The sequence below is a fragment of the Streptomyces luteogriseus genome, from assembly GCF_014205055.1.
Taxonomy (GTDB): domain Bacteria; phylum Actinomycetota; class Actinomycetes; order Streptomycetales; family Streptomycetaceae; genus Streptomyces; species Streptomyces luteogriseus.
The window spans coordinates 6,768,183-6,784,657 of record NZ_JACHMS010000001.1 but is presented as its reverse complement, the minus strand read 5'-3'; the positions used below and the strand labels follow the sequence as shown (position 1 = coordinate 6,784,657).

Below are 16,475 nucleotides of genomic sequence, written 5' to 3'. Positions count from 1 at the left end.
GACAGTGGCGTACGGGACTCACTGTCGGGTCCCTACAGAAACCCGCCGGTCCGGCTCCGGAAACGCGTGGCCCGCGCGCGGGATGGACGACATGATGCGGAGCAGTCACGACGTACGGCAACCACGGTCACCTCGACAGAAAGAGACGGCGGTGCCTCATACCATCGACGAGGCCTTCACGGCCCTCCCCCTACGCGCCCTCGCCGACGCGGCCCTCGCACGCGCGCGTGCACTGGGCGCCGCGCACGCGGACTTCCGGTTCGAACGGGTGCGGGGCGCCTCCTGGCGGTTCCGGGACGCCAAGCCCGCCGGGTCGTCGGACACCACCGACCTCGGGTACGCGGTGCGGGTGGTGCACGGCGGTACGTGGGGCTTCGCGTCCGGCGTCGACCTCACCATGGACGCCGCAGCACGGGTCGCCGGGCAGGCGGTGGCGATGGCCAAGCTGTCCGCCCAGGTGATCAAGGCCGCCGGCTCGGACGAGCGTGTGGAGCTGGCCGACGAGCCGGTGCACGCCGAGAAGACGTGGATCTCGTCGTACGAGACCGACCCCTTCTCCGTGCCCGACGAGGAGAAGGCCGGGCTGATCGCGGAGTGGAGCGCCCGGCTGCTGGCGGCCGACGGCGTCGACCATGTCGATTCCTCACTGCTCACGGTCCACGAGAACAAGTTCTACGCCGACACCGCGGGGACGGTGACCACACAGCAGCGGGTGCGGCTGCACCCGGTGTTCAACGCCGTGTCGGTGGACGAGTCGAGCGGCGAGTTCGACTCGATGCGCACCCTCGCGCCGCCGGTGGGACGCGGCTGGGAGTACCTGACGGGCACCGGCTGGGACTGGGCGGGCGAGCTGGAGCGGATCCCGGAGCTGCTCGCCGAGAAGATGCGGGCGCCGAGCGTGGAGCCGGGCCTGTACGACCTGGTCGTCGACCCGTCCAACCTGTGGCTGACCATCCACGAGTCCATCGGGCACGCCACCGAGCTCGACCGGGCGCTCGGCTACGAGGCCGCCTACGCCGGCACCTCCTTCGCCACCTTCGACCAGCTCGGCAAGCTGCGCTACGGCTCGGAGCTGATGAACGTCACCGGCGACCGCACCGCCGAGCACGGCCTGGCCACCATCGGCTACGACGACGAGGGCGTCCAGGGCCAGTCCTGGGACCTGGTCAAGGACGGCACGCTCGTCGGCTACCAGCTGGACCGGCGGATCGCGAAGCTCACCGGCTTCGAGCGGTCCAACGGCTGCGCCTACGCCGACTCCCCCGGGCATGTGCCGGTGCAGCGCATGGCCAACGTGTCGTTGCGGCCGGACCCGGCCGGGATGTCGACCGAGGACCTGATCGGGGGTGTGGAGCGCGGCATCTACGTCGTCGGCGACCGGTCCTGGTCGATCGACATGCAGCGCTACAACTTCCAGTTCACCGGTCAGCGCTTCTACCGCATCGAGAACGGGCGGCTCGCCGGGCAGCTGCGCGATGTCGCCTACCAGGCGACGACCACCGACTTCTGGGGCTCGATGTCCGCGGTGGGCGGGCCGCAGACCTATGTGCTCGGCGGCGCCTTCAACTGCGGAAAGGCCCAGCCGGGGCAGGTCGCGGCCGTCTCGCACGGCTGCCCCTCGGCCCTCTTCAAGGGCGTCAGCATTCTGAACACGAACCAGGAGGCCGGTCGATGAGCGCGCGTTCCAGCAAACCGCACGAGGTCGTCGAGCGCGCCCTCGAACTGTCCCGGGCGGACGGCTGTGTCGTCATCGCCGACGAGCAGTCCACCGCGAACCTGCGCTGGGCGGGCAACGCGCTGACCACGAACGGTGTCACCCGCGGGCGCACGCTCACCGTCGTCGCCACGGTCGACGGCAAGGAGGGCACGGCCTCCGGTGTCGTGTCGCGGTCCGCCGTGACCCCCGACGAGCTGGAGCCCCTGGTGCGGGCCGCCGAAGCCGCCGCGCGCGGCGCCGGTCCCGCCGAGGACGCGCAGCCGCTGGTCACGGGCGTGCCGCGGTCGCCGGAGTTCACGGAGGCCCCCGTCGAGACCTCCTCCGCCGTGTTCGCCGACTTCGCCCCCGCGCTCGGCGAGGCCTTCGCACGCGCGCGTGCGGGCGGCCGGGAGCTGTACGGCTTCGCCAACCACGAGATGGTCTCGTCGTACGTCGGCACGTCCACGGGGCTGCGGCTGCGGCACGACCAGCCGAACGGGACGCTGGAGCTGAACGCCAAGTCACCGGACCGGACCCGGTCCGCGTGGGCCGGGCGCTCCACGCGGGACTTCAAGGACGTCGACCCGGCGGTCCTGGACGCGGAACTGGCCGTGCGCCTCGGGTGGGCCGAGCGGCGCCTGGCGCTGCCCGCAGGGCGTTACGAGACGCTGCTGCCGCCGACGGCCGTGGCGGACCTGCTGATCTACCAGATGTGGTCGGCATCGGGCCGGGACGCGGTCGAGGGCCGCACGGTGTTCTCCAAGCCGGGCGGCGGCACGCGGGTCGGCGAGAAGCTGACCGACCTGCCGCTGACGCTGCGCAGCGACCCGAACGAGCCGGGTCTGGAGTCGGCGCCCTTCGTGATCGCGCACTCCTCCGGGGGCGATCAGTCGGTGTTCGACAACGGACTGCCGCTGGCGGCCACCGAGTGGATGCGCGAGGGCGAGCTGCGGCATCTGACGACCAGCAGGCACAGCGCGGGCCTGACCGGCCTGCCCGTGGCGCCGGGGATCGACAACATCGTCCTGGACGGGGGCGAGGACCGCTCCCTGGACGAGATGGTCGCGAACACCGAGCGCGGGCTGCTGCTGACCTGCCTGTGGTACATCCGCGAGGTCGACCCGGCGTCGCTGCTGCTCACCGGTCTGACCCGGGACGGCGTCTACCTCGTCGAGAACGGCGAGGTGAAGGGCGAGGTGAACAACTTCCGCTTCAACGAGTCGCCGGTCGGGGTGCTGGGCCGGGCCACCGAGGCGGGGCGGACCGAGAAGACGCTGCCGAGGGAATGGAGCGACTGGTTCACCAGGGCCGCGATGCCGGCCCTGCGGGTGCCCGACTTCAATATGAGCTCTGTCAGCCAGGGCGTATAACCTCGTACCTGATTACGAGCCCACTCAAGGAGATACGAGAACCGTGACGGACATCGTCGACGAGCTGAAGTGGCGCGGGCTGTTCGCCCTGTCCACTGACGAGGACGCTTTGCGCAAGGCGCTCGCGGACGGTCCCGTCACGTTCTATTGCGGTTTCGACCCGACGGCGCCGTCGCTGCACGTGGGGCACCTGGTGCAGGTGCTCACCGTGCGCCGGCTCCAGCAGGCCGGTCACCGGCCGCTGGCGCTGGTCGGCGGTGCCACGGGCCTGATCGGCGACCCGCGCCCGACCGCGGAGCGCACGCTGAACGACCCGGAGACGGTCACCGGCTGGGTCGCCAAGCTGCGCGCCCAGATCGAGCCGTTCCTGGACTTCGAGGGCGAGAACGCGGCCGTCATGGTCAACAACCTCGACTGGACGGAGAACCTCTCCGCCATCGAGTTCCTCCGTGACATCGGCAAGCACTTCCGCGTCAACAAGATGCTGACGAAGGACTCCGTGGCCCGGCGCCTGGAGTCCTCCGAGGGCATCAGCTACACGGAGTTCAGCTACCAGCTGCTGCAGGGCATGGACTTCCTCCAGCTGTACCGGCGCTACGGCTGCACGCTGCAGCAGGGCGGCAGCGACCAGTGGGGCAACCTCACCGCGGGCCTGGACCTGATCCACCGCCTGGAGCCGGACGCGACCGCGCACGCGCTGGCGACACCGCTGATGACCAAGGCGGACGGCACCAAGTTCGGCAAGACCGAGGGCGGCGCCGTCTGGCTCGACCCGGAGATGACGACGCCGTACGCGTTCTACCAGTTCTGGCTGAACGTGGACGACCGGGACATCTCCCGGTACATGCGCATCCTGTCCTTCCGCTCCCGCGAGGAGCTGGAGGAGCTGGAGCGGCAGACCGAGGAGCGTCCGCAGGCCCGGGCCGCGCAGCGCGCGCTGGCCGAGGAGCTGACGACGCTGGTGCACGGCGCCGACCAGACGGCTGCCGTGATGGCCGCGTCCAGGGCCCTCTTCGGCCAGGGCGAGCTGGCGGAGCTGGACGAGCGGACGCTGGCCGCGGCCCTGTCGGAGGTGCCGCACATCCAGGTCGCCGAGCTCCGTCCGGCCGTGGACCTCTTCGCCGAGGTCGGCCTGGTGGCCAGCAAGTCGGCCGCGCGCCGCACGGTCAAGGAGGGCGGCGCCTACGTGAACAACGTCAAGGTCGCCGGTGAGGACGCCGTCCCCGCCAAGGAGGACCTGCTGCACGGCCGCTGGCTGGTGCTGCGCCGGGGCAAGAAGAACCTGGCCGCGGTCGAGGTCACGAGCGGCTGAGAGCACGAGGAAGGGGGCGGTCTCCGTTCAGGAGGCCGCCCCCTTCGCCGTACTCCGCGTTATGCCCTCTGTCTGTCTCCCCTGGCCGCTGTCCAGGCCCGGTCGCCGAGACCGACGAGGATGATCGCCATCACCAGCTGGAAGACGTGCCGCCACCAGTCGATTCCCGATGTGGCGTCGACTCCGGCCGCCCGGGCGATGGCGTTGCCGGCGATGCCGCCGATCATGCCCAGGATGACGGTCAGCCACAGGGGAATGTGCTGCTTGCCCGGAATGATCGCCTTGGCGATCAGGCCGAGTACCAGTCCTACGATGATCGCCCACAACCAGCCCATCGCTGCCTCCTCGTACGGCTCGACGTGAGCACTACGGCCAGTGTCGGCCCAGGAACCGTACGCCGCATGCCGACGCGGGCCGTCCGCGGGACGGCGCAGACCGTTCGCCCCGGTGGCGCGCCACCCGGTCTCGTGGCCGCCGCAGGCCAGGCGTACCGTGGAAGCTGTCCTGGCCAGGTTTCCCCGACCGGCCGAGGGCGGCCACGGGGCGGGGACAGTCCGATACGGGCGGATGGTGGAATGCGATGCGGAAGCAGCATGGCGGCGGCAACGTCCAGGTTTTCCGGATCACCGGCGCCCGGACGGGACTCCAGGAGGACGTACGCGGGCGGCAGCGCCGGTACGTGATCTCGATGACGGTCCGCACGATCTCCGTGATCCTCGCGGCCACCTTGTGGAACGTCGAACGGCACGTCGCCATCGTGGCGTTGGTGCTCGGGCTGGTGCTGCCGTACATCGCGGTGGTGATCGCGAACGCGGGGCGCGAGAACGCGCCGTCTCTGCCGTCGACGTACGTGGTGTCGCAGACGCGTCCCATGATCGCGCCGTCGGGCCCCGGTGACGGGCCGGCGGGATCCGCCGCGGAAGACACCGCGTCCGGGCCGGTGCCGGGTGCGGGGAGCGAATCGTCCGAGCGATAGGGGCGCCCGGGCAGACCTCACGGAAGATCGCGAAGGGAAGCCATCTTCGCGCCAAGCTCAAGAAAAGCTCAGATCAATCATGTTGTTCCAGTGCCGGGCCCGGGGTTACCCGTGACATACTTCGTACGCGCTCCGCATCCCCCGTCGGAGCGACGGACCGACGCCGGGCAGCTCCCCCCGTGGCTGCTCGGCGTCGCCTTTTGTGCCGTGATGATGTGCAGTGGTGAGACGAAGCTGTGAGTGACGAGACGCCCATCTGTTCCGCGAAGGGCTGCCGCGCCGAGGCCGTGTGGGTGCTGGCGTGGAACAACCCGAAGATCCATACGCCGGAGCGGCGCAAGACGTGGCTGGCCTGTGAGGAGCATCGCGAGCACTTGTCGCAGTTCCTCGGCGTGCGGGGGTTCTTGAAGGACGTGGTCCTGCTGAAGGAGTGGGAGTCCCAGGACTCCCCGTCCCGGGACTCCTGACGACGGGCCTAGCCGCCGATGGCCGACATCGGCCGGTCGGGCTGCACGAACGTCGGGTCGTCCAGGCCCGCTCCCGCCTTCTTGCCCCACATCGCCAGGCGCCAGATGCGGGCGATCTCCTCGTCCGGGGCGCCCGAGCGCAGGGCGGCGCGCAGGTCCGTCTCCTCCTGGGCGAACAGGCAGGTGCGGACCTGGCCGTCGGCGGTGAGGCGGGTGCGGTCGCAGGCCGCGCAGAACGGGCGGGTGACGGAGGCGATGACGCCGACGACATGCGGGCCGCCGTCGACCAGCCAGCGCTCCGCCGGGGCCGAGCCGCGCTTCTCCTCGCCCTCGGCGGTCAGTTCGAAGCGGGTGCGCAGGGAGGCCAGGATGTCCCCGGCCGTGATCATGCCGTCGCGCTTCCAGCCGTGCTGGGCGTCCAAGGGCATCTGCTCGATGAAGCGCAGCTCGTAGTCGTGCTCCACGGCCCAGGCGAGGAGGTCGGGGGCCTCGTCGTCGTTGAGCCCCGGCATCAGGACGGAGTTGACCTTGACCGGGGTCAGGCCGGCGTCGCGGGCGGCGTACAGGCCCTCGATGACGTCCTTGTGGCGGTCGCGGCGGGTGAGGGTCTTGAAGACGTCCGGGCGCAGCGTGTCGAGGGAGACGTTGACCCGGTCCAGGCCCGCCTGCTTCAGGGCCGCCGCCGTGCGCTTGAGGCCGATGCCGTTGGTCGTCAGCGACATCTGGGGACGGGCGTCCAGCGCCGCGACGCGCTCGACGATGCCGACCAGGCCCGGGCGCAGCAGCGGCTCGCCGCCGGTGAAGCGGACCTCCTCGATCCCGAGGGACGTGACCGCGATGTCGATCAGGCGGACGATCTCGTCGTCCGTGAGCAGGTCGGGCTTGGCCAGCCACTGCAGGCCCTCCTCGGGCATGCAGTACGTGCAGCGCAGGTTGCACCGGTCGGTCAGTGAGACCCTCAGGTCGGTGGCCACCCGGCCGTAGGTGTCGATGAGCACGTGGGCCCCCTCCCTCGTCGCGGATCATGCGTGCGGCACTGCTTCTCCGACACCTGCGAGCCTACGTGACGCCACCGACAACGCCACAGGCCCGATCCCACGACGCACGGCGCGGCCGGGCCGCAGGGACCTGGAGGTTCCTACGACACGGCCGCGCGGGAGGGGTCGTGCTCAGTGGGCTCCGGTGCCGGTCAGGGACCGGACCTCCAGCTCCGCGTACTTCTTGGCGTCGGGCTCCTCCTTGGACAGGACCGTGCCGAGCCAGCCCATGAGGAAGCCGAAGGGGATGGAGATGATGCCCGGGTTCTTCAGCGGGAACCAGGCGAAGTCGACCTCGGGGAACATCGCCTTGGGGTCGCCGGAGACGACGGGCGAGAACAGCACCAGGCCGACGGCGACGATCAGACCGCCGTAGATCGACCACAGCGCGCCCTGGGTGGTGAAGCGCTTCCAGAACAGGCTGTAGAGGATCGTCGGGAGGTTGGCGGAGGCGGCGACCGCGAAGGCGAGGGCGACCAGGCCGGCCACGTTCAGGTCGCGGGCGAGGGCGCCGAGGCCGATGGAGACGATGCCGATGGCGACGGTCGCCCAGCGGGCCGCGCGGACCTCCTCGGCGCCGGAGGCCTTCCCCTTGCGGATGACGTTGGCGTAGATGTCGTGCGCGAAGGAGGACGACGAGGCGAGGGTGAGTCCGGCGACGACGGCGAGGATCGTCGCGAAGGCCACCGCCGAGATCGTGGCGAGCAGGATCGCGCCCCACGTGGAGTCGACGCCGCCCAGATGCAGGGCGAGCAGAGGTGCCGCCGTGTTGCCGGACGGGTTGGACGCGATGATCTCGTCCTGGGAGATCAGCGCTGCGGCGCCGAAGCCGAGGGCGATCGTCATCAGGTAGAAGCCGCCGATGATGCCGATCGCCCAGTTCACGGACTTACGGGCGGCCTTGGCGTCGGGCACCGTGTAGAAGCGGATCAGGATGTGCGGCAGGCCGGCGGTGCCGAGCACCAGGGCGATGCCGAGGGAGATGAAGTCGAGCTTGGAGGTGCCGGTCGCGCCGTACTGCAGGCCGGGCTCCAGGAAGGCGGCGCCCTTGCCGCTGTTCTCGGCGGCCTGGCCGAGCAGGTCGGAGATGTTGAAGTTGAACTTCAGCAGCACCAGGAAGGTGATCAGGATGGTGCCGCCGATGAGCAGCACGGCCTTGACCATCTGCACCCAGGTGGTGCCCTTCATGCCGCCGATGGAGACGTAGACGATCATCAGGAGGCCGACGAGGGCGACGATGAGGATCTTGCCGGCGTCGGAGGTGATGCCGAGCAGCAGCGAGACGAGGACGCCCGCGCCGGCCATCTGGGCCAGCAGGTAGAAGATCGACACCACGATGGTGGAGGTGCCGGCGGCGGTGCGGACCGGGCGCTGGCGCATGCGGTACGCGAGGACGTCGCCCATGGTGTAGCGGCCGGAGTTCCTGAGCGGCTCGGCCACCAGGAGCAGGGCGACCAGCCAGGCGACCAGGAAGCCGATGGAGTAGAGGAAGCCGTCATAGCCGAAGAGGGCGATGGCGCCCGCGATGCCGAGGAACGACGCGGCGGACATGTAGTCGCCGGAGACGGCGAGGCCGTTCTGGAAGGCGCTGAACTGGCGGCCGCCGGCGTAGAAGTCGGCGGCGTCCTTGGTCTGGCGGCCCGCCCAGATGGTGATGCCGAGGGTGGCGAGAACGAACAGCGCGAAGAGGGTGATGATCAGCGGGCGGTGCTCGCTGGCCTCGTTCGCGGCGAGGAGGGTGTGCTGTACGGGGCTCATGCGCCGCTCTCCATCCGGGTCTTGATGGCCTCGGCCTTGGGGTCGAGGTTCGCGGCGGCGTGCCGCGAGTACCACCAGGCGATGAGGAACGTGGTGACGAACTGGGCGACGCCGAGGACGAGGGCGACGTTGATGTTGCCGAACAGCTTGGTGCCCATGAAGCCGCCCGCGTAGTTCGAGAGCAGGACGTACAGCAGGTACCAGGCGATGAAGCCGATGGTCAGCGGGAAGGCGAAGGAGCGGTAGGAGCGGCGCAGTTCACCGAACTCCGCGCTCTCCTGCACCTCGGCGAACTCCTCGGGTGAGGGGAGCTTGTGTTGCTCTTTCGAGGGGGGCGGTGCGTCGGTGGCCACGAGGTCTCCTCGCAATGACGGAAGCGGTTGTGAACGGGGGCGGAGGCGAGTGTCCTCGCGCTCCTTGTTCAACGTCACGGCGGCACGTGAGAACCGGTTCAACGGCCCGGCGTTCTTTCCGAAGTCGTTTCGACAAAGCGTTGCTGGCCAGCGAGAGGCCGGGATAGCTTCACCCTGCACCACCACGTCATGTACCTGCCCGAGCACCACCTGTGCCTCGGGCCGGTTTCGTTTCCGGAGGATGTGGAGACCCCATGTCTCACTTGCGTTCCAGACGCCGGCTCGCTCTCGCCGTGCCCGTCGCGCTGTCCCTGACGGCCTCGCTGGGCTTCCTGCCGGCCGCCGCGTCGGCGGCCCCGCAGGCGGCGCCGGCCACCCGGACGGCGGACGCGCCGAAGCTGGCGTACGTCGTCAACACCAAGATGGACCGCCACACGATCGCGTCGGTGAAGAAGGCGATCGCGAAGGCCGGCGGTTCGGTCGTGGCCACGTACGAGCGGATCGGCGTGATCGTCGTCCACTCCTCGAACCCCGACTTCGCCAAGGCGATCCGCAAGGCGCGCGGGGTGCAGTCGGCGGGTGCGACGCGGACGGCGCCGCTGGCGGCCGCGGGGACGAAGGAGGAGGGCGCGGTCGAGTACCTGACGGACGCCCAGGCCGAGCGCACCGAGGCCGCCTCGGCGAAGACCACTGAGAGCGAGCCCCTCGAGGCGGACCAGTGGGACCTGCGCGCCATCGGCGCCGACAAGGCCGCTCAGATCAACCCGGGCAGCCGCAAGGTGACCGTCGCCGTGATCGACACCGGCGTGGACGACACCCACCCCGACATCGCCCCGAACTTCTCCGCGTCGCAGTCCGCCAACTGCGCCGGCGGCAAGCCCGACACCAGCGAGGGCGCCTGGCGTCCGTACACCGCCGAGGACTACCACGGCACGCACGTCGCGGGTGAGATAGCCGCCGCCCGCAACGGCATAGGCGTCGCGGGCGTCGCTCCCGGTGTGAAGGTGTCCAGCATCAACGTGACCGACCGGGCGAACGGCCTCTTCTACCCGGAGAGCGTCGTCTGCGCGTTCGTGTTCGCCGCCGACCACGGCGTCGAGATCACCAACAACAGCTACTACGTCGACCCGTGGCTGTACAACTGCATGGACGACCCGGACCAGCGCGCCGTCGTCACCGCGGTCAACAGGGCGCAGCTGTACGCCCAGAAGAAGGGAACGCTGAACGTCGCCGCGGCGGGCAACTCCAACCACGACCTGGACGCGGACGCGATCGTCGACGACTCCAGCCCGAACGACACCACGCCCGCCGAGCGCACCATCGACCCGCACGAGTGCTTCGACATCCCGACGCAGCTGCCGGGTGTCGTCACGGTGAGCTCCACGGGCGTCGACAGCGTGAAGTCGTACTTCTCGACGTACGGCAAGGGCGTCGTCGACGTCGCCGCCCCGGGTGGTGACCGCCGCTACCAGATCCCGGATACGCCCTCGAAGGACGGCCGCATCCTGTCCACCCTGCCGAACGGCACGTGGGGCTTCCTGCAGGGCACCTCGATGGCCTCGCCGCACGCCTCCGGCGTCGCCGCGCTGCTGAAGTCCAAGCACCCCTGGGCGTCTCCGGCCCAGCTCCAGGCGCTTCTGAAGGCCCAGGCCGACGAGACCGCCTGCCCCGCCTCCTACGACCAGGACGGCGACGGCACGCAGGACGCGGTCTGCGAGGGCGGCAAGCGCCTCAACGGGTTCTACGGGCACGGCATCGTCAACGCGCTGCGCGCGGTCAAGTGACCCGACCGCTCACCGGGACCCCTCGCAAGATCAGCTCGTACCGTGAACGAACTGGAGACACCATGACTGCGCCGTACGCGCGCTACCGTCGCGCCGCCGCCATCCCGGCCGGGATGGCCATGGCCACGGCCCTCGCGTTCCTGCCGAACACCGCGGCCACGGCCGCCGAGGACGCCCCCGCCCCCGCGCCCGCGGCGGCGGCCCGGGCCGACGCGACCCCGCTCAGCTACGTCGTCAACGTCAGGCCGGGACACGGCACTTCGGCGTACGTGAAGAAGGCCGTCGTGAAGGCCGGCGGCACGATCGTGACGTCGTACGACCAGATCGGCGTCATCGTCGTCCACTCCTCGAACGCCGACTTCGCCAAGACCATCCGAAAGGTGCGCGGCGTGCAGTCGGCGGGCGCCACCCGCACCGCTCCGCTGCCCTCGGCGTCGACCGGTGACCTGGGCGCGCCGAAGGTGCTGAGCGCTGCCGAGGTCGCCGGGGCCGACGCCCCCGCCGGGCAGGACCCGCTCCAGCCCCAGCAGTGGGACCTGCCGGCCATCAAGGCGGACAAGGCACACGAGAAGACGCTGGGCAGCAAGAAGGTCACGGTCGCCGTGATCGACACCGGTGTCGACGACACCCACCCCGACATCGCGCCCAACTTCGACCGCAAGGCGTCGGTCAACTGTGTGTCGGGCAAGCCGGACACGGCCGACGGGGCCTGGCGGCCGAGCGCCGAGGAGAGCCCGCACGGCACCCATGTCGCCGGTGAGATCGCCGCCGCCAAGAACGGCGTGGGCATGACCGGTGTCGCGCCCGGGGTGAAGGTCTCCGGCATCAAGGTGTCCACCACCGCCGGCTTCTTCTACACCGAGGCCGTGGTCTGCGGCTTCGTGTGGGCGGCCGAGCACGGGGTCGACGTGACGAACAACAGCTATTACACGGACCCCTGGTACTTCAACTGCAAGAACGACCCGGACCAGAAGGCGCTGGTGGAGGCCGTCGGCCGGGCCTCGCGGTACGCGGAGAAGAAGGGCGCGGTCAACGTCGCCGCGGCCGGGAACGAGAACTACGACCTCGCCTCCGACGAGATCACCGACCCGTCGTCCCCGAACGACACCACGCCGGGCGACCGGGTCGTCGACCCCTCGAAGTGCCTCGACATCCCGACGCAGCTGCCGGGTGTCGTCACGGTCGCCTCGACGGGCGCGAAGGGCATCAAGTCGTCCTTCTCCAACCACGGTCTGGGCGTCATCGACATAGCCGCCCCGGGCGGTGACTCGACCGCCTACCAGAAGCCGGACGCGCCGGCCACGAGCGGCCTCATCCTGGGCACGCTGCCGGGCGGCAAGTGGGGCTACATGGCCGGTACGTCGATGGCGTCCCCGCACGTCGCGGGTGTCGCCGCCCTCATCAAGTCGACGCACCCGTACGCCTCTCCGGCCCTGGTGAAGGCCCTGCTGTACGCGGAGGCCGACGCCACGCCGTGCACGGACCCGTACGACATCAACGGCGACGGCAAGATCGACGCGGTGTGCGAGGGCTCGAAGAACCGCAACGGCTTCTACGGCTGGGGCGTCGCGGACGCGCTGGACGCGGTGACCAAGTAGAGCAAGTAGAGCTCGTGTGAAGGTGATCCGGGCCGGACGGGGGCATCCGTCCGGCCCGTTTCCTGTCTGCGGCAGGATCCCTTGTCATGGACGTGTACGAGGATCCGAAGACCTGGACAGCCCGACCCACGCGGCCCCAGTGGCAGTTGGCCCTGCGGTTCGCCGGCAGTGTGGTGTGGTTTCCGGTGGTGTGTGTGCTGTGGGCGGCGGTGTTCGCCGTGTTCTTCGTCGTCGGCATGTTCGCGGAGGTCGTCACGACCTTCAGCAAAACCCTCGAACGCGGCTACCTCGACACGCTGGGCTGGACGATGGACCGCGTCGGGCGGCTGGCCTCCTGGTGCGTGTCCTGGCGGGAGCTGCGTCACGAGGGCGACGTCGAGTACTACAAGGCACGCGTGGAGAAGGTGGTGGGCAAGTGGACCGCCCGGGCCTCCGCCCCGATCGAGCCGAAGAAGCCGAGGCCGCCCGTGGAGTGCGCGATACCCCTGCGGCACTACCGGGGGGTCGGCGGGTGGTACGTCGCCGATGTCGCGCTCGCGCAGGGGTGGGAGCTGCGGCCGACGGACGAGAACAAGGAGGTGCGGCTGTGGTGGGCGGCCGCGTCCCGGGTTGATTGAACAAGGCCGACTTGCCCGGCCGTGTGGAGGTTGGTGAAGATCCTGGGGTGACTTCGCCAAGACCGATACCCGGGGTGACCGATTCGCGCGGCCCGCTGCGGCCCACCGGCGCGGGCCGAACCGTCGCCGCCCTGGTGCTGGTGGCACTGGCCGCGTCGATCCCGCTGCTCGGCCCGTCCGCCGCGCTGCACGGCACCGGCGAGGCCGAGGTGCCCGGCGCCGGCGGCATGGCCCTGCTGCGCACGGTGCTGTTCGCGACGCTGTGCATACCCGTCGGCGAACTGTTCGTGAACCGGCTGGCGCGTTCGCTGCCCGGCACGGAGACCGGAGACCGGCCCGTGCCCCGCAGTTGGTCCCCCTTCGCGGCCGCCGCCGGTTTCGTCGCCGCCCTCGGGCTCGCCACGCTCGTGGCCACCGGCAATCTCGTGCCGGGCGAGGTCTCGGACATCGACGTCGGCGGACTCCACGCGTCCCGGGACGGCAAGCTGGCCCTGTTGGAGGTCAACGCGTTCCTGGTGGCGGGGCTGTGCGCCGTGTCCCGCCGGCCTGCCTCGCAGGCGTGGCCCCTGGCCGCCGTGGTCGTCGCCGAGGCCCTGCGCGCCCACCCCACGACCGAGTACAGCCCGCTGACCGGCTCCGCACTGACGCTCGTCCACCTGACCTGCGCGGCCCTCTGGGCGGGGGGACTCCTCCATGCGTTGCGCATGCTGCGGCTCCGGTCCGGCCGTGACGACACGGCGGCCGGTGCGGCCCTGCTGGGTCTCTACGCGCGCGTGGCGGTCGTGCTGCTCGCCGCCATCACCGCGACGGGCGTGTGCAGTTCCCTGCGCCGGATGCCGCCGGAGACGATTCTGGAGCAGCTCACGGGGACGGCGTACGGGCGCGCGCTGCTCGCCAAGGTGCTCCTCGTGGTGGCCATCGCCGCCCTCGCCGGATGGGCCAGACAGCGGCTGCGCCGGGCGGCCGACCCGCTGACCGCCTGTGCGCCGGCCCGTGCCGAGGTCGCCGCCCTCGGTCTTGCGGTCGCGGCGTCCGGTCTGCTGACGGTGCTTCCGGTGCCCATCCGCTGGTGACGCCAGCGCGCGGGCCGGTCTCGGAGGGCCCGCATCTCTCCGTACGTCGGTACGGGACGAGAAGGACGCCGATGGACGAAGAAGGCGCCGATGGACGCAACGTACGTCTGATCGACTGAATATCGATCAGACGTACGCCCCGTGAACGGACAGACCGGACAACACGCCTGAGGGGGCGTCGAAGGGCCCCGGCGGACGGACCTGGCGGGCGGGGCTGTCAGTCGCGGCCCGTATCCTCGGGAACCATGCTGGAAGACCTCACGACCGCAGTGTTCTCCGCCACGCCGTGGCCGGCCGCGTATCCCAAGGGGTACGCGGTCGTTGACGTGGAGACCACGGGCCTGGCCCGGGACGACCGCATCATCTCCGCGGCGGTCTACCGGCTGGACGAGCGTGGCGAGGTCGAGGACCACTGGTACACGACCGTCAACCCCGAGCGCGACCCGGGACCGGTGTGGATCCACGGGCTGACGAGCGAGGCGCTCGAGGGGGCGCCCCTCTTCCCGGACATCGCCGAGGAGTTCACCGCCCGGCTGGACGGCCGGGTCCTGGTCGCGCACAACGCCGTCTTCGACTGGCAGATGATCGCCCGGGAGTACGCACGCGCCGAGCGCGAGGCGCCGGTGCGGCAGCGGCTGTGCACCATCGCGCTCTCCAAGGAGCTCGGGCTGCCACTGCCCAACCACAAGCTGGAGTCCCTCGCCGCGCACTTCGGCGTCGTCCAGCAGCGGGCGCACCACGCGCTGGACGACGCGCGCGTGCTGGCGGAGGCGTTCCGCCCGAGTCTGCGGGCGGCGGCGGCGAAGAACGTACGGCTGCCGCTGCACGAGTGCCGGCCGCTGACCGAATGGACGGACCGTCCCGCCGCGCCCCACATCGGCCGGCAGGCGGGCCCCGGAGGCTACGGCGGCTACCGGCCGACCAGCTGGCGCCCGTCCCGCAAGCGCCCCGCCTGCCCCTACCCCAACCCCGGGCGGTACGAGCCGGGCGGGCGGCTCAAGCAGGGCATGCGCGTCGCCTTCTCCGGCGACACCTCCACCGAGCGGGAGCTGCTGGAGGACCGCGCGACCGAGGCCGGGCTGCATGTGGCCACGAGCCTGTCCCGGCTGACCAGCCTGCTCGTCACGAACGACCCGGACTCCGGCACGTCCAAGGTCCTCAAGGCCCGGCAGTTCGGCACGCCGGTCGTGGACGAGGCGGCGTTCGGGCAGCTCCTCGCGGATGTGGAACCGGCGGAGGGGTGACCGTACGGACGGGTGATTGCCGGGCGACTCGCCCGGCGCCCACTCGCCCGATCGCGGACGACAGCCCACCCTGTGGCGCATGGCGACCTGTGAGGTATGTGGCAATCAGTACGGAATGACCTTCGAGGTGCACGCGCAGGGCGCGGTGCACGTCTTCGACTGCTTCTCCTGCGCGATCCACCGCATGGCCCCCATCTGCGAGCACTGCCGGGTGCAGATCATCGGCCAGGGCGTCGAGGTCGAGGGCCACTGGTACTGCGGTGCCCACTGCGCCCGCGCGGAGGGAAAGGCAGGAATTGTCGACAAGGTGTGAACCCGTACCCGCCTGAATGCACCCCACGACCGAGTTGTACGGTCGTGGGGTGTACCGCTTCCTGATGTCCCGGCAGTGGATGATCCTCACGTTGATCGCCCTGCTCCTCATCCCCACGATGATCAGGCTGGGCTTCTGGCAGATGCATCGCTACGAGGAGCGCACCGCCCGGAACCAGCTGGTCACGGACGCGCTGGCGGCCGAGCCGGTGCCCGTGGAGAAGCTGACGGCGCCCGGGCACACCGTGACCAGCGCCGAGCGGTACCGCACGGTGACGGCGAAGGGCCGCTTCGACACGGAGAACGAGGTCGTCGTCCGGCGCCGCACCAACTCCGACGACGAGGTCGGCTACCACGCGCTGACCCCGTTCGTCCTGGACGACGGCAAGGTGCTGCTGGTCAACCGGGGCTGGATCCCCTCCGACGGCCCGAGCCAGACCACGTTCCCGAAGGTCCCCGCCCCGCCGGGCGGCGAGGTCACCGTCGAGGGGCGGCTGATGCCCGACGAGACGACCGCGGCGAGCGGCATCAAGAACCTCCAGGGCCTGCCGGACCGGCAGATCATGCTGATCAACAGTGAGCAGCAGGCCCGGCGCCTGGACGCCAGGGTGCTCGGCGGCTACATCGCCCAGACGTCCCCCGAACCCAAGGGCGACACCCCCGAGCTGATGGGCAACCCCGGCAAGGAGGACGCGGCGCTGAACTACGCGTACGCCATCCAGTGGTGGCTGTTCGCCGCGGCCGTCCCGGTCGGCTGGACGGTCCTGGCCCGCCGCGAGGCCAGGGACCGGGCCCAGAAGGCGGCCGAGGCGGCCGACACCTCGGAGGCCGAGCCGGCGGCGGTGTAGACACCGGCGGTGGATGGGCCCGGGGCGTCG

16 protein-coding genes are annotated in these 16,475 nt (G+C 70.6%); 12 read left to right on the top strand and 4 right to left on the bottom strand.

Annotated elements, in window-relative coordinates:
• The first annotated feature begins 151 nt into the window (after positions 1-151).
• From BJ965_RS30225 to tyrS, 3 genes are read left to right on the top strand one after another with little or no spacing between them, the layout of a single operon-like run.
• Complete coding sequence (locus BJ965_RS30225; protein ID WP_184912988.1) at positions 152-1,675, top strand: TldD/PmbA family protein; 1,524 nt, start codon at positions 152-154, stop codon at positions 1,673-1,675.
• On the top strand, positions 1,672-3,066 hold the full coding sequence (locus tag BJ965_RS30220) for a metallopeptidase TldD-related protein (RefSeq protein WP_184912986.1): 1,395 nt from the start codon (positions 1,672-1,674) through the stop codon (positions 3,064-3,066). Before BJ965_RS30225 ends, BJ965_RS30220 begins: the two co-directional genes overlap by 4 nt.
• A gap of 43 nt (positions 3,067-3,109) precedes the next feature.
• On the top strand, positions 3,110-4,378 hold the full coding sequence (gene tyrS, locus BJ965_RS30215) for a tyrosine--tRNA ligase (protein WP_184912984.1): 1,269 nt from the start codon (positions 3,110-3,112) through the stop codon (positions 4,376-4,378).
• Between the two features lie 59 nt (positions 4,379-4,437).
• Here tyrS and BJ965_RS30210 read toward each other — a convergent pair whose 3' ends face one another.
• A complete protein-coding gene (locus BJ965_RS30210) occupies positions 4,438-4,713 on the bottom strand; it encodes a GlsB/YeaQ/YmgE family stress response membrane protein (RefSeq protein ID WP_184912982.1) in 276 nt (91 codons plus the stop codon).
• A 245-nt stretch (positions 4,714-4,958) separates the two neighbouring features.
• On the opposite strand from BJ965_RS30210, the gene BJ965_RS30205 reads away from it, so the two are divergent.
• A complete protein-coding gene (locus BJ965_RS30205; protein WP_184912980.1) occupies positions 4,959-5,354 on the top strand; it encodes a DUF3099 domain-containing protein in 396 nt (131 codons plus the stop codon).
• Between the two features lie 236 nt (positions 5,355-5,590).
• Entirely contained in the window at positions 5,591-5,821 is a 231-nt protein-coding gene (locus tag BJ965_RS30200; protein WP_030852356.1) for a hypothetical protein, read from the top strand.
• 8 nt (positions 5,822-5,829) lie between these two features.
• Here BJ965_RS30200 and moaA read toward each other — a convergent pair whose 3' ends face one another.
• The 3 genes from moaA to BJ965_RS30185 form a co-directional block, all read right to left on the bottom strand.
• Complete coding sequence (gene moaA / locus BJ965_RS30195; protein ID WP_184912978.1) at positions 5,830-6,819, bottom strand: GTP 3',8-cyclase MoaA; 990 nt, start codon at positions 6,817-6,819, stop codon at positions 5,830-5,832.
• 171 nt (positions 6,820-6,990) lie between these two features.
• Positions 6,991-8,616, bottom strand: a complete 1,626-nt coding sequence (locus tag BJ965_RS30190; protein ID WP_184912976.1) for a solute symporter family protein — start codon at positions 8,614-8,616, stop codon at positions 6,991-6,993.
• Positions 8,613-8,969: a DUF485 domain-containing protein gene (locus BJ965_RS30185; RefSeq protein ID WP_184912973.1), complete on the bottom strand. Its 357-nt coding sequence runs from the start codon at positions 8,967-8,969 to the stop codon at positions 8,613-8,615. The genes BJ965_RS30190 and BJ965_RS30185 overlap by 4 nt, the downstream gene beginning before the upstream one ends.
• A 254-nt stretch (positions 8,970-9,223) precedes the next feature.
• On the opposite strand from BJ965_RS30185, the gene BJ965_RS30180 reads away from it, so the two are divergent.
• From BJ965_RS30180 to BJ965_RS30150, 7 genes are all read left to right on the top strand, one after another.
• On the top strand, positions 9,224-10,753 hold the full coding sequence (locus tag BJ965_RS30180; protein WP_184912971.1) for a S8 family serine peptidase: 1,530 nt from the start codon (positions 9,224-9,226) through the stop codon (positions 10,751-10,753).
• A gap of 62 nt (positions 10,754-10,815) precedes the next feature.
• Entirely contained in the window at positions 10,816-12,351 is a 1,536-nt protein-coding gene (locus tag BJ965_RS30175; protein WP_184912968.1) for a S8 family peptidase, read from the top strand.
• A gap of 86 nt (positions 12,352-12,437) precedes the next feature.
• A complete protein-coding gene (locus tag BJ965_RS30170) occupies positions 12,438-12,968 on the top strand; it encodes a hypothetical protein (RefSeq protein ID WP_184912966.1) in 531 nt (176 codons plus the stop codon).
• Positions 12,969-13,042: 74 nt separating this feature from the next.
• Positions 13,043-14,041 carry a CopD family protein gene (locus BJ965_RS30165; protein ID WP_313667270.1) on the top strand — a complete coding sequence of 333 codons (999 nt, stop codon included), beginning with the start codon at positions 13,043-13,045 and terminating at the stop codon, positions 14,039-14,041.
• Between the two features lie 245 nt (positions 14,042-14,286).
• Positions 14,287-15,285 carry a DEDDh family exonuclease gene (locus BJ965_RS30160; RefSeq protein ID WP_184912961.1) on the top strand — a complete coding sequence of 333 codons (999 nt, stop codon included), beginning with the start codon at positions 14,287-14,289 and terminating at the stop codon, positions 15,283-15,285.
• Positions 15,286-15,364: 79 nt separating this feature from the next.
• Positions 15,365-15,598, top strand: coding sequence for a hypothetical protein (locus tag BJ965_RS30155; RefSeq protein WP_078615365.1), 234 nt, complete (start codon positions 15,365-15,367; stop codon positions 15,596-15,598).
• A 49-nt stretch (positions 15,599-15,647) separates the two neighbouring features.
• Positions 15,648-16,445: an SURF1 family cytochrome oxidase biogenesis protein gene (locus BJ965_RS30150; RefSeq protein ID WP_313667267.1), complete on the top strand. Its 798-nt coding sequence runs from the start codon at positions 15,648-15,650 to the stop codon at positions 16,443-16,445.
• The last annotated feature ends 30 nt before the right edge of the window (positions 16,446-16,475 follow it).

Bases quoted from the DNA above. Each gene is read 5' to 3' on its own strand.
- BJ965_RS30220 (WP_184912986.1), top strand. From the start codon at position 1,672: ATGAGCGCGCGTTCCAGCAAACCGCACGAGGTCGTCGAGCGCGCCCTC.
- BJ965_RS30210 (WP_184912982.1), bottom strand. From the start codon at position 4,713: ATGGGCTGGTTGTGGGCGATCATCGTAGGACTGGTACTCGGCCTGATC.
- BJ965_RS30205 (WP_184912980.1), top strand. From the start codon at position 4,959: ATGCGGAAGCAGCATGGCGGCGGCAACGTCCAGGTTTTCCGGATCACC.
- BJ965_RS30190 (WP_184912976.1), bottom strand. From the start codon at position 8,616: ATGAGCCCCGTACAGCACACCCTCCTCGCCGCGAACGAGGCCAGCGAG.
- BJ965_RS30180 (WP_184912971.1), top strand. From the start codon at position 9,224: ATGTCTCACTTGCGTTCCAGACGCCGGCTCGCTCTCGCCGTGCCCGTC.
- BJ965_RS30175 (WP_184912968.1), top strand. From the start codon at position 10,816: ATGACTGCGCCGTACGCGCGCTACCGTCGCGCCGCCGCCATCCCGGCC.
- BJ965_RS30170 (WP_184912966.1), top strand. From the start codon at position 12,438: ATGGACGTGTACGAGGATCCGAAGACCTGGACAGCCCGACCCACGCGG.
- BJ965_RS30160 (WP_184912961.1), top strand. From the start codon at position 14,287: ATGCTGGAAGACCTCACGACCGCAGTGTTCTCCGCCACGCCGTGGCCG.
- BJ965_RS30155 (WP_078615365.1), top strand. From the start codon at position 15,365: ATGGCGACCTGTGAGGTATGTGGCAATCAGTACGGAATGACCTTCGAG.